The sequence below is a fragment of the Kitasatospora sp. NPDC058492 genome (assembly GCF_042720685.1).
GTDB lineage: Bacteria > Actinomycetota > Actinomycetes > Streptomycetales > Streptomycetaceae > Kitasatospora.
Map to the genome: position 1 here is coordinate 40,671 of NZ_JBHXMU010000040.1, position 22,392 is coordinate 63,062.

General features: G+C 75.4%; 19 protein-coding genes. 7 read left to right on the forward strand and 12 right to left on the reverse strand.

The annotated features are described in order from the left end of the window. Positions 1–85: 85 nt before the first annotated feature. Entirely contained in the window at positions 86–1,330 is a 1,245-nt protein-coding gene (locus ACFWPI_RS24905) for a nitric oxide synthase oxygenase (protein ID WP_380373929.1), read from the forward strand. A gap of 127 nt (positions 1,331–1,457) precedes the next feature. Here the strand turns inward: ACFWPI_RS24905 and ACFWPI_RS24910 are convergent, their stop codons facing one another. Continuing rightward, positions 1,458–2,183 (reverse strand): TetR/AcrR family transcriptional regulator, encoded by a 726-nt coding sequence (locus ACFWPI_RS24910; protein WP_063350056.1) that lies wholly within the window; start codon positions 2,181–2,183, stop codon positions 1,458–1,460. Between the two features lie 138 nt (positions 2,184–2,321). Between ACFWPI_RS24910 and ACFWPI_RS24915 the strand changes: the two genes are divergently transcribed. From ACFWPI_RS24915 to ACFWPI_RS24930, 4 genes are all read left to right on the forward strand, one after another. Beyond that, positions 2,322–3,485, forward strand: coding sequence for an acyl-CoA dehydrogenase family protein (locus ACFWPI_RS24915; RefSeq protein WP_063350055.1), 1,164 nt, complete (start codon positions 2,322–2,324; stop codon positions 3,483–3,485). Between the two features lie 133 nt (positions 3,486–3,618). Further along, the gene (locus ACFWPI_RS24920) at positions 3,619–4,821 is read left to right on the forward strand and encodes an acetyl-CoA C-acyltransferase (RefSeq protein WP_063350054.1); all 1,203 of its coding nucleotides are present in this window, start codon (positions 3,619–3,621) and stop codon (positions 4,819–4,821) included. 124 nt (positions 4,822–4,945) lie between these two features. Continuing rightward, positions 4,946–5,716 (forward strand): 3-oxoacyl-ACP reductase FabG, encoded by a 771-nt coding sequence (fabG, locus tag ACFWPI_RS24925; RefSeq protein WP_380341806.1) that lies wholly within the window; start codon positions 4,946–4,948, stop codon positions 5,714–5,716. A gap of 253 nt (positions 5,717–5,969) precedes the next feature. Then, positions 5,970–7,340 (forward strand): S53 family peptidase, encoded by a 1,371-nt coding sequence (locus ACFWPI_RS24930; RefSeq protein WP_363367221.1) that lies wholly within the window; start codon positions 5,970–5,972, stop codon positions 7,338–7,340. Between the two features lie 157 nt (positions 7,341–7,497). On the opposite strand, the gene ACFWPI_RS24935 is transcribed toward ACFWPI_RS24930, so the two are convergent. Beyond that, positions 7,498–9,495, reverse strand: a complete 1,998-nt coding sequence (locus tag ACFWPI_RS24935) for a hypothetical protein (RefSeq protein ID WP_380373936.1) — start codon at positions 9,493–9,495, stop codon at positions 7,498–7,500. Positions 9,496–9,926: 431 nt separating this feature from the next. Here ACFWPI_RS24935 and ACFWPI_RS24940 point away from each other — a divergent pair, with 431 nt between their 5' ends. Both ACFWPI_RS24940 and ACFWPI_RS24945 read left to right on the forward strand, forming a co-directional pair. Next, on the forward strand, positions 9,927–10,451 hold the full coding sequence (locus tag ACFWPI_RS24940; protein ID WP_380373939.1) for an HAD domain-containing protein: 525 nt from the start codon (positions 9,927–9,929) through the stop codon (positions 10,449–10,451). A 28-nt stretch (positions 10,452–10,479) separates the two neighbouring features. Next, positions 10,480–10,767, forward strand: coding sequence for a hypothetical protein (locus tag ACFWPI_RS24945; RefSeq protein WP_380373941.1), 288 nt, complete (start codon positions 10,480–10,482; stop codon positions 10,765–10,767). A gap of 91 nt (positions 10,768–10,858) precedes the next feature. Here ACFWPI_RS24945 and ACFWPI_RS24950 read toward each other — a convergent pair whose 3' ends face one another. The 10 genes from ACFWPI_RS24950 to ACFWPI_RS24995 all read right to left on the reverse strand — a co-directional run bounded on the left by ACFWPI_RS24950 (position 10,859) and on the right by ACFWPI_RS24995 (position 22,375). Then, the gene (locus ACFWPI_RS24950) at positions 10,859–14,887 is read right to left on the reverse strand and encodes a BTAD domain-containing putative transcriptional regulator (RefSeq protein ID WP_380373943.1); all 4,029 of its coding nucleotides are present in this window, start codon (positions 14,885–14,887) and stop codon (positions 10,859–10,861) included. Continuing rightward, positions 14,887–15,333, reverse strand: coding sequence for a hypothetical protein (locus ACFWPI_RS24955; protein WP_063350047.1), 447 nt, complete (start codon positions 15,331–15,333; stop codon positions 14,887–14,889). The genes ACFWPI_RS24950 and ACFWPI_RS24955 overlap by 1 nt, the downstream gene beginning before the upstream one ends. 164 nt (positions 15,334–15,497) lie before the next feature. After that, positions 15,498–16,040: a TadE/TadG family type IV pilus assembly protein gene (locus tag ACFWPI_RS24960; protein ID WP_380373947.1), complete on the reverse strand. Its 543-nt coding sequence runs from the start codon at positions 16,038–16,040 to the stop codon at positions 15,498–15,500. Continuing rightward, entirely contained in the window at positions 16,037–16,453 is a 417-nt protein-coding gene (locus ACFWPI_RS24965; protein ID WP_159398548.1) for a TadE/TadG family type IV pilus assembly protein, read from the reverse strand. Before ACFWPI_RS24965 ends, ACFWPI_RS24960 begins: the two co-directional genes overlap by 4 nt. Further along, positions 16,450–16,743 (reverse strand): hypothetical protein, encoded by a 294-nt coding sequence (locus ACFWPI_RS24970; RefSeq protein WP_363367209.1) that lies wholly within the window; start codon positions 16,741–16,743, stop codon positions 16,450–16,452. The genes ACFWPI_RS24965 and ACFWPI_RS24970 overlap by 4 nt, the downstream gene beginning before the upstream one ends. A 54-nt stretch (positions 16,744–16,797) precedes the next feature. Beyond that, positions 16,798–17,676, reverse strand: a complete 879-nt coding sequence (locus ACFWPI_RS24975) for a hypothetical protein (protein ID WP_063350044.1) — start codon at positions 17,674–17,676, stop codon at positions 16,798–16,800. Then, entirely contained in the window at positions 17,673–18,635 is a 963-nt protein-coding gene (locus ACFWPI_RS24980; protein WP_380373950.1) for a type II secretion system F family protein, read from the reverse strand. Before ACFWPI_RS24980 ends, ACFWPI_RS24975 begins: the two co-directional genes overlap by 4 nt. After that, the gene (locus tag ACFWPI_RS24985; protein WP_380373952.1) at positions 18,632–20,266 is read right to left on the reverse strand and encodes a CpaF family protein; all 1,635 of its coding nucleotides are present in this window, start codon (positions 20,264–20,266) and stop codon (positions 18,632–18,634) included. Before ACFWPI_RS24985 ends, ACFWPI_RS24980 begins: the two co-directional genes overlap by 4 nt. Continuing rightward, positions 20,256–21,560 (reverse strand): hypothetical protein, encoded by a 1,305-nt coding sequence (locus tag ACFWPI_RS24990; RefSeq protein WP_380373955.1) that lies wholly within the window; start codon positions 21,558–21,560, stop codon positions 20,256–20,258. The genes ACFWPI_RS24985 and ACFWPI_RS24990 overlap by 11 nt, the downstream gene beginning before the upstream one ends. Next, complete coding sequence (locus ACFWPI_RS24995) at positions 21,560–22,375, reverse strand: SAF domain-containing protein (protein WP_380373958.1); 816 nt, start codon at positions 22,373–22,375, stop codon at positions 21,560–21,562. The genes ACFWPI_RS24990 and ACFWPI_RS24995 overlap by 1 nt, the downstream gene beginning before the upstream one ends. Between the last annotated feature and the right edge of the window lie 17 nt (positions 22,376–22,392).

Below are 22,392 nucleotides of genomic sequence, written 5' to 3' on the forward strand. Positions count from 1 at the left end.
GCGATCAGCGCGGGTGCGGGGGCCGAATCGTTCACTCCCTGCGGCGGCCCGGACACCTCCGGTACTCCTGTTCGCCAGGAGGGATGTGTCCTTGATCTTCAACCGGCTCCGCGCCCGCAGACCGGCCGCCGCCCCCGCCGGCGGCTGCCCGTACGCCCACACCCACACCCACACCCCGGCCGCGGCCCGGCCGTCGCCCCCGCCATCGTCCACGCCGCCGTCCACGCCCCCGCCATCGTCCACGCCGCCGTTCACCGACCCGGAGCAGGCCGCCGAGTTCATCCGCCGCTTCCATCGCGAGCAGCCCGCCACCGGGGCCCCGGACGCCCGGATACGGGCCGTCCTCGACGAGATCGGGCGCACCGGCAGCTACGAGCACACCCCCGCCGAACTCGCCTACGGCGCCAAACTCGCCTGGCGCAACGCCGCCCGCTGCATCGGCCGGCTGTACTGGCGCAGTCTGGTGGTGCGCGACCTGCGCCACCTCGACTCGGCCGACGACATCGCCGCCGAGTGCTTCGAGCACCTGCGGCTGGCCGGCAACGGCGGACGGATCCGCCCGGTGGTCTCGGTGTTCGCCCCCGACCGCCCGGGCCGCCCGGCCGCCCGCATCGTCAACCAGCAGCTGGTCCGCTACGCCGGCCACCGGGTCGGCGACGCCGTCGTCGGCGACCCGGCCGGCACCGCACTCGCCGCCCGCGCCCGCGACCTCGGCTGGAAGTGCGCCGAGGACCGCTTCGAGGTGCTGCCGCTGCTCGTCCAGGAACGCCCCGACGAGCGCCCGCGCTGGTACGAGCTGCCGGACGACACCACCCTGGAGGTGCCGCTCACCCACCCCGCGTACGACTGGTTCGCCGACCTGGGCCTGCGCTGGTACGCGGTGCCCGCGATCAGCGACATGACGCTGGAGATCGGCGGCGTCCGCTACCCGGCCGCGCCCTTCAACGGCTGGTACATGGGCACCGAGATCGGCGCCCGCAACCTCGCCGACGCCGACCGCTACGACCTGCTCGGCACCGTCGCCGAGCGCCTGGGCCTGGACACCTCCAGCGAGCGCACGCTCTGGCGCGACCGCGCGCTGATCGAGCTCAACATCGCGGTGCTGCACTCCTTCCAGGAGGCCGGAGTGACGATCGCCGACCACCACACCGAGTCCGAGCGCTTCCTCCGGCACGTCGCCCAGGAGAAGCGGCTCGGCCGGCCGACCCCGGCGGACTGGAGCTGGATCGTGCCCCCGGTCTCCGGCGGACTCACGCCCGTCTACCACCGGTACTACGACCCGGTGGACCCGTCGCTGCGGCCGGCCTTCCTGGCGCGCGAGCCCTGGTGAGGCGGGGGGCGGCGGGGGCAGCGGGGGCGGGGGCAGCGGGGGCGGGGGCAGCGGGGGCGGGGGCAGCGGGGGCGGGGGCAGCGGAAACAGCGGGACGGTGGGACAGGGGGAAGGCCGGCGGCGGGGTCTAGGGGCGTTCGGTGAGGCGCTCGAAGCGCAGGACGAGCCCGTCGAGCAGCGCTTCCAGGCCGGTCTCGAAGGCGCCCTCGTCCACCGTCCCGCGGTGCCCGGCCAGCCGGTGCGCCTCGCCGAGGTGCGGGTAGTCGGCCGCGTCGTACACCTCGGCGTCCGCGGGGAAGCCGGCCGCGAAGGAGGCCAGTGCCGAGCCGGTGACGAAGTAGCGCATCAGCGCGCCGATCCGGGTGGCCTGGCCGCGCGGCCAGCCGGCCTCGACCAGGTGGCCGAAGACCGCGTCGGCCAGGCGCAGCGCGTTCGGTCGGCGGCCCGGGCCCTGGGCGAGCACCGGCACGATGTTGGGGTGGGCGGCGAGGGCGGCGCGGTAGGAGCGGGCCCAGGCGCGCAGCGCGTCCGGCCAGGGCGTCGGCCGGCCGCTGGGCGTAGCGGTGGGTGCGTCGTCGGGCGTGCCGTCGGGCTTAGCGGTGGGCGTAGCGGTGGGCGGGCCGTCGGGCGTGCCGAACATCGACAAGTCGACCTCGCCGATCACGCTGTCCACCACCGCGTCCAGCAGTTCGTCCTTGGTCGCGACGTGGTTGTAGAGCGAGGGACCGCTGACCGACAGTTCGGTGGCGAGGCGGCGGGTGGAGAGGGCAGCCAGGCCCTCGGCGTCGATCAGCCGCAGAGCAGCGGCGACGATGCGCTCGCGGCTGAGCAGCGGGGTGCGCGGGCGGGCCATCGGGGTGCTGCCTCCGGTTCCTCCGGTCGGGTGGGGCGGGGACCGATTCTGGCAGGTGCCCCTTCCCAGCGCGGGCCGGCCGGGGCTACAGTCCCTCCATAAAACTTGCAGCGCTAGTTTAATGGATCTGGAGCCGCCGTGAACCTGGAGCTGTCCGAGGAGCAGAGCGCCGTCCGGGACCTCGCCGCCTCCTTCACCGACCGCGAGATCGCTCCGCACGCCGCCGCCTGGGACCGTGCCGAGTCCGTCGACCGCGCGATCATCGGCAAACTGGCCGGGCTCGGCTTCCTCGGCCTCACCATCCCCGAGGATTACGGCGGCAGCGGCGGCGACCACCTCGCGTACTGCCTGGTCCTGGAGGAGCTCGGCCGCGGCGACTCGGCCGTCCGCGGCATCGTCTCGGTCACGCTCGGCCTGGTCGCCAAGTCCGTCAACGGCTACGGGACCGAGGAGCAGAAGCAGCACTGGCTCCCCCGGCTCACCTCGGGCGAGTCGCTCGGCTGCTTCGCGCTCACCGAACCCGGCACCGGCTCCGACGCGGCCAACCTCAGCACCCGCGCCGTCCGGGACGGCGACGACTGGCTGATCAGCGGCGCCAAGATGTTCATCACCAACGGCACCTGGGCCGACGTCGCCCTGGTCTTCGCCCGCACCGGCGGCGACGACCCCGACCGGCAGGGCCACAAGGGCATCACCGCTTTCCTGGTGCCCACCGACCTGCCCGGCTTCACCCGCACCGAGATCCACGGCAAGCTCGGCCTGCGCGGCCAGGCCACCGCCGAGCTCGCCCTCGACCGGGTCCGGGTGCCCGACAGCGCGCGGCTCGGCGAGGTCGACAAGGGGTTCCGGGTGGCGATGTCCGCGCTCGCCAAGGGCCGGATGTCGGTCGCGGCGGGCTGCGTCGGCATCGCCCGCGCCTGCCTGGAGGCCGCCGTCCGCTACGCCGGCGAGCGCGAGCAGTTCGGCCGCCCGATCGCCTCGCACCAGCTCGTCCAGGAACTGCTGGCCGGCATCGCCGTCGACGTCGAGGCCGCCCGGCTGCTCACCTGGAAGGTCGCCGACCACATCGAACGCGGTCTGCCGTTCGCCACCGAGTCCTCCGTCGCCAAGCTCTACGCGAGCGAGGCCGCCGTCCGGGCCGCCAACAACGCGCTCCAGGTGTTCGGCGGCTACGGCTTCATCGACGAGTACCCGGTCGGCAAGTACCTGCGCGACGCGCGGGTCATGACCCTCTACGAGGGCACCAGCCAGATCCACCAGTTGCTCATCGGCCGCGCCCTCACCGGGGTCAACGCCTTCTGACCAGCCCGTTCATCCCATCCGATCAGCCAGGACGGGTCACCCGGACCACCCGGACCGTCCTGACTGCTCGGATCACCCTGACTGCTCGGATCACTCGGATCACTCGGATTCAACCGGATAGGAGCCCGACGACGTGCGTCCCGTCTACTTCGCCGCAGCCCGCCGCACACCCATCGGCCGGCTGCGCGGAGCGCTCGCCACGGTCCGCCCGGACGACCTCTCGGCCACCGTGCTGCGCGCCCTGCTCGCCGACGTCCCCGCCCTCGACCCCGCCCGCATCGACGACGTCTACTGGGGCGCCGCCAACCAGGCCGGCGAGGACAACCGCAACGCCGCCCGGATGGCCGTCCTGCTGGCCGGCCTGCCGGAGACCGTCCCCGGCGCCACCGTCAACCGGCTCTGCGCCTCCGGGCTGGAGGCCGTCACCCTCGCCGCCCGGGCCATCGGCTCCGGCGAGGCCGACGTCGTCCTGGCCGGCGGCTGCGAGTCGATGACCCGCGCCCCCTTCGTCCTCCCCCGCCCCGACGAGGCCCTCCCGCACCGGATCGAGACCTACGACACCCGGCTCGGCTGGCGGCTCACCAACCCCCGGATGGCCGAACTGCACGGCGTGCTCAGCATGGGCGAGACCGCCGAGGAGGTGGCCGGCCGGTACGGCATCGGGCGGGAACGCCAGGACGCCTTCGCGCTGCGCAGCCACCAACGGGCCGCTGCCGCCCGCAAGGACGGCCACTTCGACGCCGAGCTGATCCCGGTCGAACGGCCCGACGGCGTGACGGTCGGCCAGGACGAGGGCATCCGCGAGGACACCAGCCTGGAGAAACTCGCCCGCCTCAAGCCCGCCTTCCGCCCCGGCGGCACCGTCACGGCCGGCAACGCCTCGCCGATGAACGACGGCGCGGCCGGGCTGCTCCTGGTCGGCGAGGAGGCGCTGCGCGACCTCGGGCTGCGGCCGCTCGGCCGGTACGTGGCCGGCGCCTCCGTCGGGGTGCACCCCGACGTGATGGGCATCGGCCCGGTGCCGGCCACCCGCAAGGTGCTCGGCCGGGCCGGCTGGTCGCTGGCCGACCTCGACACCGCCGAACTCAACGAGGCCTTCGCCGCCCAGGCCCTGGCCTCCGCCGACGGCATCGGATTCACCCCCGAACAGGCCGACGAACTGGTCAACCCGAGCGGCGGGGCGATCGCGCTCGGCCACCCGCTGGGCGGCTCCGGCGCGCGCATCCTCACCACCCTGCTGCACCGGATGCGCCGCACCGACGCCCGGCGCGGCCTCGCCACCATGTGTGTGGGGGTCGGTCAGGGCACTGCCGTCCTCGTCGAGAACGTTGACTGAGTGCGCGCCCGCGTTCGCGGCCGAGTTCACGGTCGAGTCCGCGTCCGAGTTCACGTCCGAGTTCGAGTTCACGTCCGAGTTCAAGGGAGCACCGGGAATGACTGAAGTAGCCGCAGTGGCTGAAGTGACGGGCCTGGCGGGCAGGTTCGCGGGGCGGGTCGCCGTCGTGACCGGCGCCGCGCAGGGCATCGGCGCGGCCACCGCCCGCCGGCTCGCCGAGGAGGGCGCGACCGTCGCCGTCGTCGACCTCACCGCCGAACGGGCCGCCGGGACGGTCGCGGAGATCACCGCCAAGGGCGGCACCGCTCGGGCGTACGGCTGCGACGTGGCCGACTACGACGCCGTCGAGGCGGTGTTCGCACAGGTCGCGGCAGACCTCGGCGGGGTGCACATCCTGGTGAACAACGCCGGGATCACCCGGGACAACCTGTTCTTCAAGATGCCGAAGGCCGACTGGGACGCGGTCCTGACCGTCAATCTGACCAGCGCGTACAACTGCAGCCACGTCGCGCAGAAGTACATGGTGGCGCAGAAGTACGGGAAGATCGTCTCGCTCAGCTCGCGCTCCGCCCTCGGCAACCGGGGGCAGGCCAACTACGCGGCCGCCAAGGCCGGCATCCAGGGGCTCACCGCGACCCTCGCGATCGAGCTGGGGCCGTTCAACATCAACGTCAACGCCGTCGCCCCCGGGTACGTCGCCACCGCGATGACCGCGGCCACCGCCGAGCGGGTCGGCAGCACGGCCGAGGACCAGCACGCGGAGGTCTCCGCCCGGACCCCGCTGCGCCGGGTGGGACAGCCGGAGGAGATCGCGTCCGTGGTCGCCTTCCTGGCCAGCGAGGACGCCTCGTACGTCAGCGGGCAGACGCTGTACGTCAACGGCGGGGCGCGGTAGGGCTGGCCCGGGCGGGGATCGTCAAGAACCCCTCAGCATTAGTACGATAATACTGATGTGTCGTCACATGACCGTCCCGGGCGTGGGGTTACCTTCACCTGGGACGGTCTTTACCTTTTCGCGTGGCCGAGCATGACCATGCCTCTGATCAGGCGACCCCACCAAATGACTATGGCATGATCATGCGGCAGTCGATGGGATGGCCGGACCGACCCGACCGGACCAGGTCGGGCCCTGCGCCCCAAGGAGTCCCATGGGCAGCCCCGCCCCCCTTCGCCGTGCCCTGGCTCTGCTCGCCGTCGGGGCCACCGCCCTCACGGCCGGCACCATCGCCGTCCCGGCGGTCGGCGCCGCGACCGCCGCCCCCGCGCACGACCTCACGGGCGTCCACGTCCGCCCCGCCTCCTTCGGGCACCACAACGCCCAGGGCCGCACCGCCCCGCTGACCACCACCCAGTGCGTCAGCCAGATCGGCATCCACTGCTACTCGCCGCTGCAGTACCGGAACGCCTACAACCTGAACCCGCTGTACCAGGAGGGCATCACCGGCAAGGGCCGCACGATCGTCATCGTCGACTCCTTCGGCTCGCCGACCATCCAGCACGACCTGGAGGTCTTCGACAAGCAGTGGGGCATCCAGGACACCAACGTCGAGGTGGTCAAGTGGGGCAACGTCCCCGCCTTCGACCCCAAGAACCCCGACCACACCGGCTGGGCCGGCGAGACCACGCTGGACGTCGAGTACGCCCACGCCATCGCCCCCGACGCGCACATCGTCCTGGTCGAGACCGGTGTCGCCGAGACCGAGGGCACCACCGGTCTGCCCGAGATGATGGACGCCGAGAAGGCCCTCATCAAGGCCGGCCGCGGCGACGTCATCTCGCAGAGCTTCGGCGCCACCGAGAACACCTTCCCGGGGTACGACAAGGGCGACTTCAAGTCGCTCACCGACCTGCGCTACGCCTTCAAGGCCGCCGCCGACCACAACGTCACCGTGCTCGCCGCCTCCGGCGACAACGGCGCCACCGACGCGCAGACCAACGGCACCGACCTGTACCCGTACAAGGTCAACTCCTGGCCGTCCTCCGACCCGCTGGTCACCTCCATCGGCGGCACCCAGCTCACCCTGGACGACAACGGCGCGCGCACCGCGCCCGACAAGGTGTGGCACGACAAGTCCGGCGCCGGCGGCGGTGGCGTCTCCGGCATCTTCGAGCGCCCGTGGTACCAGGCCGGCGTCGCCAACGTCACCGGCAACCACCGCGGCACGCCCGACATCAGCATGAGCGCGGCCGTCGACGGCGGCGCCTGGACCTACGAGTCCTACGACCCGACCTCCGTCGGCTGGCACCTCACCGGCGGCACCAGCGAGGCCACCCCGCTGTTCTCCGGCGTCGTCGCCCTCGCCGACCAGCTCGCCGGCCACCGCCTCGGCCAGCTCAACTGGCGCCTGTACGGGCTCAACCTGCTCCCGGGCGCACGGACCGGCATCACGGACGTGAAGGAGGGCGACAACTCCTGGGGCGGCGTCACCGGCTACACCGCCACCGAGGGCTACGACCTCTCCAGCGGCCTCGGCACCATCGACGGCGCGAAGTTCGTCCACGCCATCGCCGGTCGCTGACGGGCAGTGGTGGGTAGCAAGTAACAACTAACAGCGAACAGATAACAGATTTCGAAATCTGTTATCTGTTCGCTGTTTTCTGTTTTTTGTTTTCTGTTCGGTGTTAGCTGCTCGCAGCCCGGTGCCGGTCGCCGGCCCGGCCGCGCGGCGCGAAGGGTCAGACGCGGTCCGCCGAGGCGGAAGCGGGCTCCGGGGCGGGCGGCGCTGCGGGCTCCGGGGCGGCGGCCAGTTGGGCGAGGTAGCGCTCGGCGGCGCGGAGCTTACGGCCGTCGGGGCCCGGGAGGTAGGCGCGGAGCTCGATGATCTCCGGGGCGATCCGAAGGGCCGCCGCGCGGTCGGGGACCGAGCGCCAGCAGGCCTCGGCATTGGTGGCCGCCTGCTGGGTCTCCGGGTGGTCCGGCCCCCGCGAACGGAGCAGCGCCAGGGCCACCTCGCGGTAGATGTCCGCGGCCTCGGCCGGCCGGCCCGCGAGACGGCACACGTGCGCCCGGACCTGGCGCACCTGGAGGACCGGTTCGGAGACGGCGCCGTGCTCGGCGATCGCCTCCAGTTCGAGGGCGAAGGCGAGTTCGGTGGCGGCACCGTGCTCCCCGGCATCCGCGCTGCGGACGATCCGGCCGATGGCGTCCCGGTAGTCGGCACGCGGCTGACCGGACGCCGGAGCGTCGACGGGCACCGCGTCTGCAGGCACCGCATCGGCAGGCACCTCGTCCGCCGGCACCGCGCCTGCCGGCACCTCGTCCGCTGGGGCCTCCGCCACCGGGACCGCGTCCACGGGGGCCTCGTCAACGGGAGGGGCCGTGTCGTCCGGCGCTTCCACCGTCGACACCGCATCGGCGGGGGCCTCGTCAACGGGAGGGGCCTGCGTCGGGGCGGCGTCCTGCGGTTCCGCCGTCGGCGTGGCGACGTCTGCCAGCGCCTGCTCCGACTCCCGCTCCCGCCCGGACTCCAACTCCGGCTTCAACTCCGGCTCCGGCCCCGGCTGCTGGGGCTTGGCCAGCGTCACGCCTGCGGACGGCTCGACGACCTCGGGCGTCGCGTCCGCCGGAACGGGCTTGTGCAGGGTCACACCAGCCCGGCCGGCCGGCTGCCCCTTCAGCAGGCTGACCGGGCGGGACGGCCTGGGCGGGGTGGGCGGCACGCCGGGCTTGACCAGGCTCACCGGACCGGCCTCGGTCGCGGGAGCCGGGGAGGCCGACGACGGCAAGGCCGAGGGCGCCACGGGCGGTTCGACGACGGCGTCCTGCGACTCCGCCCGACCCGGCACCGGCGGCACCGCCGACAGCGCGGCCGGCCCGGACGACACCACATCGGCCCGCACGGCATCGACCGGCGGCACCGCGTGAACCGGCACCACGTCAGCCGGCACCGCGTCGGCCGGCGGACCGTCGCCACGGCGGGCGGTGTTGCGGAAGACCGGCCGGTCCGGGGCGTGCGTGGCCAGGATGACGACGTCCGGCCGCAGCACCGAGTACACCTGTTGCCGCAGTTGCTCGGGCGCGAGCACGTCCCCCGCGCCGGGGTGGCCGCCGTGCAGCGCCTCGATCAGGGCCCTGGTGAAGGTGCCGATCTGCTCCGGGTCCGGGCTGACGACCGCCCACAGCGGGATGCCCTCGCTGAGCGGCGAGGCGGCGCCCTGGAGGTACGGCCAGGCGTTCTGGTCGGCGCTGAGGTCGGCGACGACGAGGGTCTGCCACTCGGCCGGGCGGTGGCTCAGCTCGGCGGCGACGGCCTGCCAGGGCAGGCCGTCCTGCTTGGAGTCGCGCAGGGTGAGCTGGAGCTGTCCGCCGCGCTTGTCGGCGACCACGTGACCGCCCAAGTGGACGAGCAGCGGCCCCGGATGGCGGGACGCGGCGCGCAGGTGGGCGAGGACGGTGTGCGGGTCGCTGGCGCCGGGGAGGTGGACGGCGTCCACCGCGTCCGCGGCGAGCAGTACCTGCGGTGAGACGGCCGCGAGCATCGCGGACAGCACCGACGCCTGGGCGGGACCGCCCCGACCCCAGGTGCGGCGCCCGGAGTTGCCGTAACCGCCCTCGACGACCAGGATCCGTCCGCGCGGCGCCGCCCCCAGTCCGCCCGCACCGGGGGCGCTCACGCCCGGGGCCGGGAAGGGCGGCGGCGTGGCCGCGGACGGCGGCGCGCCCACGGCGGGCATGCCGGTGACGGTCCATCCGGTGGGCGCGGTCGGCGGTGGGCCCGGCACCGCGGCCAGAGCCGACGGAGCCGACGGAGCCGTCGGAGCCGTCGGAGCCGACGGCGGGGCTGCCGGAGCGGACGGCGGGAGCGGGGGCACGGGCGGCGGCTCGTAGAGCGCGGCGGGCCCGGGCGGGTGCTCCTCGGCCGGGGTGCGCGGCGGCGGTACGGCGTCCCAGGGGCCCGAGTCCGCTGCCGGTTCGGGGCCTCCGGGGACAGCTGTCGTCTCCGCCATCTTCTGGTCACCGCCCACCCCGCCGCTTCGCGGCGTCTGATGCCCTTGCTGGGTGGTGCCTGCCACCACTCCCGTCGCGCCACCCTACGAGATCCCGGCACACCCGATCCAGGCCGGGTCTCCGATCGGCGTGCCACGCGGCCCGCTATCGTGCCGTCATGGCAGGCCCCGGTACACCTCTCCTGTTCCTCGACGTCGACGGACCGCTCATCCCCTTCGGCGCGCCGCCCCCGGGCGGCTACCCCGTCTTCCGCGGCGTCTCCGCCGCCGCACCCGGCCCGGGCGTCAACCCCCTGCTGGCCCGCGTCGATCCGGCGCTCGGCGGGCGCCTGCTGAGCCTGCCGTGCGAACTGGTGTGGGCGACGACGTGGATGTCCGATGCGAACGACTGCCTCTCCCCCTGGCTCGGACTGCCGCAACTACCCGTCGTGAGCTGGCCGGTGGAGGACGGCGACGAACCGGCCGGCCTGCACGGGAAGACCCGCGCGCTGGTCGCCCGGGCCGCCGGCCGCCCGTTCGTCTGGGTGGACGACGAGATCGCCGCCACCGACCGCCGCTGGGTCGCGGCCCACTCACCCGCCCCCGCGCTCCTCCACCGCGTCGACCACCAACGCGGCCTCACCGCAGCCGACTTCGCCACCCTGGACGCCTGGTTGCGCACACACCGACACGACACGCCTTAGACTCCCCGACCATCTGGACTCCCCGGCCATGGACTTCGCCGCCGGACCGCCCCTGCCCTGGCACCTGACGCTGGACGGCGGGGCGGTGGTCGAGCTGTGGGCGGACGGGTACGGCGTCGAGGGCGGGGCGTACGTCTTCAGCGTGCTCGCCCGGGCCACCGTGGCGGAGCAGGGGCAGGTCGACGTCGTCGCCCGGACGCCGGCGGACCGGACCCGGGTGGGTGTGGCGGTGGCCCGGGTCCCGCTCGCCGCCGTCCGGGACGTCCACACCGCCACCGAGCGCACCGTCGACGGCCGGTGCGTCTGCCCGACCTGACCGGACTGACCGACGGGCCTGACCGGCCCGGCCCTGCATGCCGCTGCCCGGTCACCCCGAGGGGCGGCCGGGCAGCGGCGTGCAGGGGACGTCAGGAACCGGCCAGCAGGTCGCGGAGCAGGGCGACGGTGTCGGCGTCCAGGTCACGGCCGGTGCGGCGGCTGAGCGCGTCGAGACGGTTGACGGCGCGCAGGAGTTGGTCGCGGGCGCCGGCCGAGGCGTAGGCGTAGAAGAGGTCCCGGTGCAGGAGTTCGACGTCCGGGGCGACGGCGAGGCCGCGGAAGACGGCGGCCTCGGCGCTGCGGTGGTCGCCGTACTGCAGGCGGCGGGCGGCCAGTTCGTGGGCGGTGTCGACGATCGCCGCGATCATGTCCTGGCGTTCGGCCTCGGCCCAGCCGTAGGAGGCGGGCGGGGCCTCGGCGAACGGGGCGCCGCGTACCAGGGCCAGGGCGTGGGCGAGGGCGGCGTCGGCGGTGGCGCTGGTGCTGCGCATGCCGCGCCGGTAGAGGCTGCGGAACTCGTCCCAGTCGCAGGTGACGACCGGGGTGAAGGAGTAGCCGTCGGTGGTGTCGGTGGGCAGGAAGGCGCGGCCCTCGGGCGAGGTGCCGAACCAGGCGGCCAGGTCGGCGAGTTTGCCGGGGAGCGGGCTCTTGGCGTCGGCCGCGGTGGGGTGCGGGTCGAGGTGGGCGGCGCCGGGGTGGAGGTCGTGGTCGAGGGCGTGGTGGTCGGCGCCGGGCCGCAGCGCGAGGTAGACGGCGAGTTCGGTGAGCCGGGACAGCGCGCCGGGTTCGGCGGTACCGAGGGCTCCGGCGACGTCGACCGGGCCGAGCAGGCGGATCCGGGGGGCGTTGCGGGCGGCGTGCGCCTCCGGGGAGCGCAGGATGGCGAGCAGGTCGTCGCTGTCGCTGCGCCCGGGGGTGGTCTGGGCGACCGGAGCGACGGCGGCGGGGCCGGGCTCGGCTCCGGGTTCGACTCCGGACTCGGTGTGGGAATCAGCGTGGGAATCGGCTTCGGCCGGGGCCTCGGCTTCGGTGCCGGGCAGGAGATCGGGCGAGGGCTCCGGCCGGGACGGGACGCGCGGGTCGACGCCGGAGGACGCGGGCGCGGGCTGGTGGACCGGGGCCGGCTCGACGGGCGACTGCGGCACGACCGGCTGGACGGACTGAACGGCGGGAACGGACGGCACGGGCTGGACGGCGAGGACGGCCGCGGGGGCTTGCTGCGGTGCCTCCGCCGCGTCCCCCGCCACCGCGTCCGGGCGGCGCAGGTCCCGGGTGGCCTCGTCCGTGGCCTCGTCAACGAGCTGCCCGACCACGAGCTCTTCGTCGGTCCCGATCCCGCTCCCGGTCTCGGTACCGACTCCGCTCCCGGTCTCGGTCCCGGTCTCGGCGGAAGCGGCCTGCCGCCCCTGCCCGTTGACCGCGTACCGCCCCGGCCCGGCCGGAGGGGCCGGTACCGGCGTCGCCGGGTCGGTGCCCGCGAACGGGCTGGCGCCGGTGCCGATGACCCGGGCGAGCAGCCGGGGCCCGGCGGCCGTGTCCGTACCGCCCTGCGCGCCGGTCGCGGCGGCGCCGACGGCGGCCAGCACGGGTACGGCGGCGGGCAGTTCGGCCGTGTCGGTGTCGTCGTCGTCCGCGTCGGGGTCGAGGCCGGGACCGTCCAGGGTCCAGGCGGGGGCCGGGTGCTGGGTGAGGTCGTCGGCGGCGCGGAGCAGTTCGGTGACCTGGTCGTACTGCTGGTCGCTGAGCCGCTGGAGTTCGACGGTGAGGTGCAGGCCGGGGATGGCCGCCTGGCCGGTGGCCGGGAGGGTCCAGCGGGCGACGGGGCCGGTGCCGCGTTCGGGGGCGCGGGTGATGACGGCGACGCAGGTGCGCGGCCGGGCGTCGAGCAGGCGGCCGAGTTCGGCGGGGACCTCGCCGCCGGGCTGCTGGGCGCAGAGCACGATCTCGGGGGTCCAGGACTCGTCGGCCTGGCCCCGGCTGCGGGCGTCGCGCGGGCTGGCGGCCTCGGCGGCGACCAGCGTGGCGCGGGCCTTGGCGGTGCGCGGGCCGAGGGCGGCGAGCGCGGCCTCCAGGGTGGGGTGGCGGTGGATGCGTTCGGCGGCCGGGCCGCTGATCGGCACCTCCTCGGCGAGGTCGACCAGGTGCAGGTGGAGCCGGTCGGCGAGCGGGCTGTGCGCGAGTTCGACGGCGAGGGTGCGCAGGATGTCGCGGGCGTCGTCGGGGTGGCCGGAGAGGTGGAGCAGCCGGACGGCCTCCAGGTCGGCGAGGACGACCGAGCCGTCGGGCGAGGTGCCGAGGGTGACCAGGGCGGGGTAGGGCGCGGCGGTCTTGCGGGCCTGGGCGGCGCTGAGCAGGTCGCCGGAGTCGAGGCTGCACCACCAGACGTTGGCGGCGTGCGCGGCGCGGAACGGCGCGATCGGGGTGGCCGGGCCGGAGAGGTGCAGTTCGATGGTGTGGCCGGGGGTGATCCGGGCGGCGACGATGGCGGGCAGGCGCTTGCCGCCGCGCACGGTGTTGCGGGCCATGGTGCGCAGGGCGCGGTCGAGCAGGTCGAGGCCGGCGTCGTCCTGACGGGCCCTGAGCTCGTTCTCGAAGGCGGCGGCCTCGGCGTCGGGCATGGTGATGCGGTGCCGGGGGCGGCGGGCGCGCAGTTGGGTGCCGCGCTTGTGGGCGACGGTGCCGACCATGACGGCGGCGAGCAGGACACCGACGGTGGAGGCGGTGAGGGCGATGGAGTAGTCGTCACCGGCGGCCGGTTCGGCGTGCGCGGCGGGGGCGGGCGCATGGGTGGGCGCCGGGGTGACGGGCTGGGACGCGGCCGGGGTCGGCGCGGGGGCGGGAGTGGCGGGCGCCTGGTCGGCCGGCGGCTGGCCGGTCGACGGCGCCGGCTGCGGCGCCGGAGCGGGCGCGGGCTCGGACGGAGGAGCAGGCGAAGGAGCAGGCGCGGGAGCGGCCGCCCCCGGCACCGTGAGCACCATCCCGGGCACCAGCACGTCCGGATCGGTCAGCCGTTCTCCGTCCGGCGCCTGGGCGCCCTTGTTCGCCTCGAAGAGCTTCGGCCACGCCTCGGCGTCCCCCAACTCCCTCTGGGCGATGACGGACAGGCTGTCCCCGCCCTGGACGGTCACCGTCGCGTGCCCGCCCGCACCCGGCTCCGTCCCGGCCTGCGGCACCTGGGCCGACCCGGCACCGGAAGCAGGGGCGGGCGCGGGCTCGGACGGAGGAGCAGGCGTCGGAGCAGGCGCAGGCGCCGACCCGTCCGCCTTCGCGTCCCCCGGCATCAGCAGCGCCCACCCCGGCTGGATCGGCCGGTCGGCGTCGAAGCGGATACCTGAATCATCCATCACCCGGCCGTCGTTGAGCTTGGCGATCTCCACCCACCGTTCACCGGAGCCCAGTTGGCGTTCGGCGATGGACCACAGGCTGTCGGCGGGCCGGCTGTCCCGCACGGTGTACGTGGGGTTCTGCTCGGCGGCGGGCGCCAGGGCGGGCGCGGCCTGGGCGGCGGGCAGGGCGGCGCGCTGCACGCCGGCCGCCAACTGCGCCGGGGCGGTGGCGGTGTGGGCCGGGGTGGCGGCGAAGGCCGAGCCGGCGACCGGCATCAGCGCGAACACCGAGCCGACCAGACCGGCCGCCATCCGCTGGCTCCAGCCGAAGGCGGGGATGCGGCGGGCGATCCGGCCGCGCAGCTGCGCGGGGATCTCCAGCAGGACGGAGAACGCGAAGCAGCCCCAGGCGAGCCAGCCGACCACGACCAGCAGCCAGAGGAACAGCCGTCCGTCGTCCGGGCCGGTGAGCGCCTGGCCGACGCCGTCTGGCGCGACCTCGCCCATCGCGGCGACCGCACGGGTGCCGTAGAGCAGCAGCGCGGGGACGCCGAGCAGCAGGGCGAGCAGGGTGACCAGCGCGGCGAGCGCGGTGATCAGGGCTGCGCCGCGGCCGCGCCCGCGCGGTGGGCGGGGCGCCGGGGCGGCGGGGCGGCCGGCGGCCCGGTGTCCGGTGTGGGCCCGGCCGTTGGCGCTCCGGGCCTGGTCCTCGGCACCCGGGCTCCGGCCCTTGGCGGTTCGAGCCCGGCCCGGGGCGGTTCGGGCCTGGTCCTTGGCACGTGGCGCGGCCATCAGTCGGTCTCCGCTTTCTCGACTCCGTGGACGAGGGTCGCACTGCCCTTGCCCGTTACCTTCCGCTCCCCGAGCGCGCCCAGCAGGACGGGCCGGTAGTCGGCCCGCACGGTGACGGTGACGACCTTGCCGTCGCCGGAGAACTCGACCTCGCCCGCCTGGAGGCCGTACAGGGCCAGGTAGGCGTCGGCGGCCTGCCGGACGTAGTCCTGCTGGATTTTGAAGCCCTTCCCCTGGAGGACGGCGGCCTGGTCGAGCTGCTGTCCGCCGACCCGCGCGGCCTCCTGGGCGTAGGCGTCGGTGCGTTCGGCGACCCGCAACCGGCCGCCGGCGTCGATCACCAGGGCGATGACGAGCACGACGTAGGCCGCGCAGATCGCCACGAAGAGGGCGACCGCGCCCCGGTCGGAGCGGCGTCGGCGCCGCGCCCTGACAGGCACTCCCATCCCCCCTGCCCCTCCCGCACCTCGTCCGCCCCACCGGCCCCCACCGGGCGCCGGCCGGTCCCGTCGCGTCATCCCCCGTGCGCTCTCCGCTTGCGTCTCCCCCGCGCGGGCCGTCCCCAATCCCCCGTCGTGGCCCGTGTCCCGCCGGGTGCCGCCCCGGGCCGTCATGTGCCCCGGTAGCGGTCCACCACGGAGGTGAACTCGCCGACGAGGTGCTTCGTCACGGGTACGCCGGACGGTCCGCCGAGCAGGTCCGCCAGTTCGACGTCGCACACCACGGTGACCTTGACGGTCGTGACGGCGCCGCCGGGCAGGTCCAGTCGGCCGGGCACGACCTGGACGTCCCCGTTGCGGCAGGAGACGCCCTGCTGGCGCAGCGTCGCGAGGGCCGAGTCCCGGCCCGGCTGCGTCATCCCGTCGACGCTGCGCTGCAGCGAGGCGGTGCGGGCGCCGGCCCGGGCGGCGGCCTCGACCGTACCGGCCGTGGTCTGCACCCGCCCGGCGGCGATGGCCACCAGGACCAGCCCGACCACCGGCGGCACGACGATCGCCGCCTCGATGGCGACGGCGCCGCCGTCGCTCCGCCGGACCGGCCACCACCGGGGCCGGCGCGCGGAACGGCGCTCGGCCCGGGGCGCGGAACGGTCCCCGGAACCACGCTCGGCGCGCGGCGCCGGCCACCAGTCGGCCCGGGTCCGCCGTCTCACGGCGCCACCGCCACCGGCGGGACGAAGTGCTCGCGCGGCGCCTCGGCGAACTGCGTGAGGGCGGGCGCCGACAGCCCGGGTATCAGCAGCGGCGGGCGCACCGCCACCGTGACCCGGACCACTTCGGGCGTGCTGCCGTCGGTCGTCACCGTGTACGAGTGCACGCCCTGCCGGTCGAGGAAGTCCCTGGCCTGTCGGCGCGCCGCCTCGTTCTTCACCTCGTCCGTCGCGTTGCCCTGGATCCGGCCGGCGTCCACGCCCTCGCGGGCGGCGGTGAGCGCGAGCTGGCGGTCGTACCACAGCAGCGCGGCCTGGACGACGAGCATCAGGAGCACCAGGACGACCGGGAAGACGATGGCGAGGCTCACGCTCATCGACCCCCGGTCGCCGCGGCGGCGAGGTCGGTACGTCACTTGGTGGCGCCTCCCGCGGCCGCGCCCGCACCCGGCATGTTCGGGTCCTGCTGCACCTTCTGCACGACCTTGTCCTTCAGCAGGTACAACGCGGTCGCGACGGCACCCGCGACGAAGACCAACGCGATGATGGCTAGGGCGAGTTCGATGCTGATCGCGCCGCGGTCGCCGCGCGCGCGGGCGGCCCGCAGCCGGCCGAGCCGCAGGGTGAACAGCAGCAGGGCGAACTGCACGGGCAGCAGGACGGGCCGGATCAGCCGGCCTGCCAGGTGGACGAGTCGGACGGTCATTCGGGTCTCCCGGGGGTGGAGTGCGGTGTGGTGCCAGATGCCCTGTGAGGAGGGTCAGTTGAGCATCTGGTGGAGTGCGGGGAAGACGATCAGGACGGTCATCAGCAGGGTGAGGGCGGCTCCGGGTGCGACCATCCGCTCGCTGTCGGCGTTGGCGCGGGCGAGGTCCTCGGCGAGCAGTTCGCCGCGCAGGCCCTTGGCGCGCGCCCGCAGGGTGTCGTACACGGCGGCGCCGTCGGTGCCGGACAGCCGCATGATGTCCGCCACGTCCTGCAGCGGGCTGAGCCCCAACTCCTCGGCCAGCGCGTCGAGTCCGGCCCAGGGCGGGAGCCGGTCGGTGGCGGCGCGGTCGAGGGCGTCGCGGATGCGCCGGAACACGGTGCCGCGCCCGACCGCGGCGGCGCGGCGCAGCGCCTCGGCGGGCCCGCAGTCGGCGGCCCGTTCCAGGGCGACGAGTTCGAGGTAGGCGGCGATGCCGTGCAGGTACTCGCTGCGCGCCTCCTTGGCCTCGCCGCGCACGATGCCGTCGGGGACGAACCAGAGCAGGCCGGCCAGCAGCGGCCCGGCCAGCAGCGGCAGGGCGAAGGGCAGGCCGATGTCCATCAGCACGGCCATCGCGCCCAGGTAGGCGGGCAGCAGCAGGCCGATCGCGGCGAACAGCAGCTTGTGCACCATGAACCGGGCCGGGGCGCGGCCGATCAGGGCGAGTTCGCGGTGCGGCAGGGACACTCCGCGCAGGCCGATCGAGCGCTCGCCGATCCGGTCGTACCAGCGCGGCCGCTCGTCCGGGTCCGCGGCCCGTTCGGCGGGGGTGCGGTGCAGCCGGTCCAGGGCCTGGCGCAGGTCGGGCGGCGCGGGCCGCAGTTCGGCGATCAGCAGGGCGACGCCGCCGGCGGCGACGGCCCCGGCCAGCACGGACCAGGGGGAGATCACCGGACCTCCCCGAGCTGCTGGAGCGCCTCGTCCTCGCGCGCCGGGGCGCGGCGCCCGGCCTTGCCGCGCCGGTCGGGCGCCAGCAGCCGGGGCACCGGCGGGTGCGAGGCGAGGGCGCGCATCCAGGCGATGATCGCGACGAACAGGGCGGCGACGACCGCGAGCACGATCTGGCCGAGCAGCGTGCCGTACGGCCGGGTGTACTCGGTGTTGAAGGAGCCGACCGTGACGACCAGCACGATGATGCCGACCAGCCAGCGGATGGTGGTGCGGTGCTTGGCCCGGTCGGCCTCGATGGCGCGGCGCTGGCGGACCTCCTCGCGCACCGAGTCGGCCATGTCGGCCAGTGCCCGGGCCAGGCCGGGGCCGCTGTCACCGGAGCGCAGCACGAGCGCGGCGAGCACCTTGTCGGCGGTGGCGTCGGCGACGCTGTCGGCGAAGGCCTGGAGCGCCTCCTCGGGCCGCCAGCGGGCCTGGAGCCGGGCGGCCAGTTCGCCGATCTCCTCCTCCAGGGCGGCGGGGGCGGTGCGGCGGCTGGTGACGATGGCCTGGTTGAGGCCGACGCCGAGCAGCAGCACGTCGGCGATGCGCTGGGTCCACTCGGACAGCGCCTCCAGGCGTTCGATCCGGCGGGTGTCCGGGCGGGTGGTGTCGAACAGCCAGGGCAGGCCGAACACGGCCAACGGCACCAGCAGGGCGGCCAGCGGGATGCCGGTGAACAGCCAGGAGAGCGGGGCGCCGGCGAGCGCGAGCGGCAGCTGGATCCGGCGCAGCCGGGCGACCCTGGCCGAGGCGGCGCCGGGGGCGCCGTACCAGAAGACGTGGGCGCGGCCGGCCAGCGGGTTGCTCCGCTCCGGGGTCTCGTCCTCGTCCGCCGGGTCACTGCCGCGGGCCCAGGCCACCAGGGCGACCAGGCCGCCCGCGACGGCCAGCCCGCACAGGGCGAACAGCAGCATCATCGCGCGCCACCGCCGATCCGCAGTTGCAGCGGGGTGGCCCAGCCGCCGTAGCGGGAGCCGAGCAGGGCGGCGTCGAAGCCGGCCCGGCGCAGGTCGTCCAGGCACTGCGGCGGGGTGTGCGGGACGGCCCGCGGCTCGCCGAGGTCCACCCGGGGGCCGAACACGGTGTTCAGCGCGGGCCGACCGCTCTCGCCGAGGCCGGCGACCTCCAGGACGTGGGAGACGAAGCGGTGCCGGCGGCCGCCGACGGCGGTCTCGTCGACCATGGCGACGTGCACGATGAGGTCCAGGGCGTTGGCGGTGAGCCGGTAGGCGAGCGAGTCGGTCATGTGCGAGCCGTACTCCAGGCAGAGTTCGGCGATGCGGTCGACGACCATGTGCGGGCCGCGGGCGTGCAGGGTGCACATCGAGCCGCCCTCGCCGTTGGTCATGACCCGCAGCATCGGGACGACCTCGCCGGATCGGACCTCGCCGACGATGATCCGGGACAGCGTCATCCGCAGCGCCGCCGGGATGAGGTCGCCGATCGTCAACTCGCCTGCCAGGCGGCCCTCGACGCGTTCGCCGTTGCCCTCGCGGGCCTCCATCGGGACGACCTGGCGCAGGTGGCCGAGGGTGTGCAGCCACAGCTCGAACTCCGACTCCAGGGTGCCGATCCGCTCGTCCGGCGGGATCTCGGCGGCCATCGCGCGCAGCAGGCTGGTCTTGCCGACGCCCTGGGTGCCGGTGATCATCACGTTCTTCCGGGCCCGGATCGCGGCGGCCAGGAACGCGGCCAAGGTGCTGTCCAGGGTGCCGAGTTCGACCATCTCGGGCAGCGTCGCCGAGGCCACCCGGTGGCGCCGGATCGCCACGTACGGGCGGGGCGTCACCTCGGTGAGCGCCTGGAGGCGCATGCCGCCCTCCAGGCGCAGCGCGAGGGTCGGGCTGGCGGTGGACAGGCTGCGCTCGCCGCCGCCGTGCTGGCGGGCCAGGTCCTGGAGCAGTTCGACGAGTTCGGCGTCGCTCTCGGCCACCGGCGGTACCTGGCGCAGGGGTTGGTGCACCCGGGAGACCCAGACGTCGTCGCAGCCGTTGATCAGGATGTTCTCGATCTCCGGGTCGTCCAGGTAGGGCTGGAGCCGCCCGGCCCGGAACAGCAGGTCGAAGACGGCCTCGGCGAGCGCGCGGTCCTGCTCCCGGGTGGGCGGGATGCCGTGGGTCTGCGCGTAGGCGTCGGACCAGCGGGCGACCGCCTCCTCGATCAGCGCGCGGCCGCGCTGGCGGCGGGTGGCGCGGTCCGGTTCGGCGCCCGAGGTGGCGGTCAACCGGGTGATCTGCTGGTGCAGTTCGGCCGCGACCTGGCGCTTCAGCTCGCGGGCGACCTGCGGGTCGACGGCCGGCCGGGTGGCGGCGCCGCGCAGGTCGAGCGAGGGCAGCTGGGAGGGCACGGCGGTGGGCGTGGCCGCGCCGCCCGGCTGGACGTACGGCGGCGGCGCGGGCTGCGGGGCGACGGGGCCCGGCCGGTAGGCCTGGGGCGGGGCGGCCGCCGGCGTCTGGGCCTGTGTCGGGGCCTGGGCCTGGGCCGGGGTGGCCCAGGGCAGCGCGGCCGGGTCGGCCGCGGGGTGCTGGTGCAGGGGGCTACCGCGCACGGAGCACCTCCCCGGGGTTGTACGGCTGCGGACCGTTCGGGTGTGTCTGATCGGGTGTCACGGCGGGCTGCTGGAGCGGGTAGCGGCCGTCGTCCTCGGGCTCCGGGCGGACGTACGCGCCCTGCTGGTCGTACGGGGCCCCGCCCTGCTGGTCGTACGGGCCGAACCCGGCCTGCTGGTCGTACGCGACGTAGCCGCCCTGCGGTCCGTACGGCGGCTGCGGCTGCGACTGCTGCGGCTGCTGAACATGCCCCGGGAACGGGGCCGGAGCGGCCGGTTGGGGGGCCAGCCCGGCCAGCGGCGCCACCGGGCCGGTGGTGATCACCGGCCCGACCGGCTGCGGCGGGGAGTACGAGGGCTGCTCCCCCTCCACCGGCCGGTACGCCGTCGGCGCGGCCGCCTGCGGGGTCGGCACCGGGGGCTGGACGTGCACCGCGGTCGGGGGCTGGGGCTGGGGCTCGGTCCGGGCCGCGGCGGTGAGCTGGGCCGGGACCGGCGCGGCGGTCGGCGCGAGCCGCTGGCGACGGCGGCGGACCAGCAGCTGCACCTCGTCCGCCGCCGAACGCGCCGTCCGCATCAGCTCCGAGCGGATGAACCGCCGGTCGGTGATGTCACCGCCGTCGGAGAGCACCCGGGCGGTGCGGGTGGCGTGCGGCAGCAGCCCCAGCACCGGCAGGCCGAACTCGCGCGACACCTCCGGCCCCGAGTACGGCCCCTCGGCGACCAGCAGCAGTCCGAGCGCGTCCACCCCGGTGCCGGCCGTGGCGAGGTCCTCGGCGAGCGCGGACAGCCGGGGCCTAGCCGAGCTCAGGCCGCGCAGCGTGGTGCGGACGGTCACCGCGACCACGTCCGCCCGGCGGGCCAGCACGGCGCTCACGCCGGTGGCGCCGGAGCGGCCGAGGTCCACGATGACGTCGTAGCCCTGCGGTTCGAGGCCGTGCAGCAGGTCGACGAGCGGCTCCCAGGTGTAGGCGAGGCCCGGGGCCTGGGTGGGGTCGGTCAGCCCGGGCAGCAGCAGCCGCTCGGCGGTGCCCTCGGGCGAGAGGTCGATCAGCTGCTCCCAGATGGTCGCGGCGAGCAGTCCGCGCCGGTCGGCGACGGCCAGGTTGCGCAGCCCGTACACCGCGTCGACCCGGCCCTCCAGGGCGCCCGCGAGCACCGCGCCGCCGTCCGGGTCGGCCTCCACCAGCAGGACCCGCCGTCCGGGTTCCAGCGGCCAGGCCAGCAGCAGGGCCAGGGCAGCCGTGGTCGCGCCGGGCGCGCCCGGGCCGCCGGCCACCGCGATCACCGCCATCAGGCGCCACCCGCCCCGGTCGGGGGCACGGGGGCCGTGGCAGCGCCGGAGGCGGTTCCGGTCGCCGGGGCCGTCGGCGCGGCGCTGCCGCCGGTGCCCGCACCGGCGGTCCCGGTCGCGCCGCCCGCCGCGGCGGCGCGCGGGGCCAGCAGGACCTGGATCCGGCCGCCGGCCACCCACTGCGCCAGCCGGGGGCCGTCCGCCGCGCCGACGGCCACGTCGATCACCTGGCTGCCGTCGGTGTCCACCCGGCCGACCGTGATGACCGTCGCGGGCATCGAGTCGGCCTTGGTGTTGTCCGGGGTGTAGACCACGACGATCTGCAGCCCCGGCTGGAGCCGGGTGGCGGGCAGTTGGCTGTGCTTGGCCGAGACGCCGACCACGATCTGGCCGGGCTGCACCGCCAGGGTCTGCGCGACGTCGCCCCTGGTGAGCATCGCGCCGCGCTTGAGGTCGGTGGCGGCCCGCATGCCGACCGCCTTGTCCCGTTCGGTGGCGGACAGTGGCCGCAGCGCCGGATCGCCGGCGATCCGGGCCACCACCAGGTCGTCGTCGGTGATCACCTGCCCCCACGGGATGTCCCGGGCCAGCGCCAGCACGGCGACCCGCTGGCCGGTGCTGTTGTAGAGCACCGCGCCGCCCAGGCCACCGGCGGCGATCAGCGCGACGGCCATCGCCAGCACCGCCGGGCGCCGCCGCCGGGCCCGCAGCGTCCGGCCGGGGACGTGCGGGGCGGCGCGCCCCTTGCCCTTGCCCGCACCGCTGCCCGGGGCCTCGCCCGGCCCCTGCCCCTGGTCCGGGACCGCCACGGACACCGCGGCCCCTGCGGGTG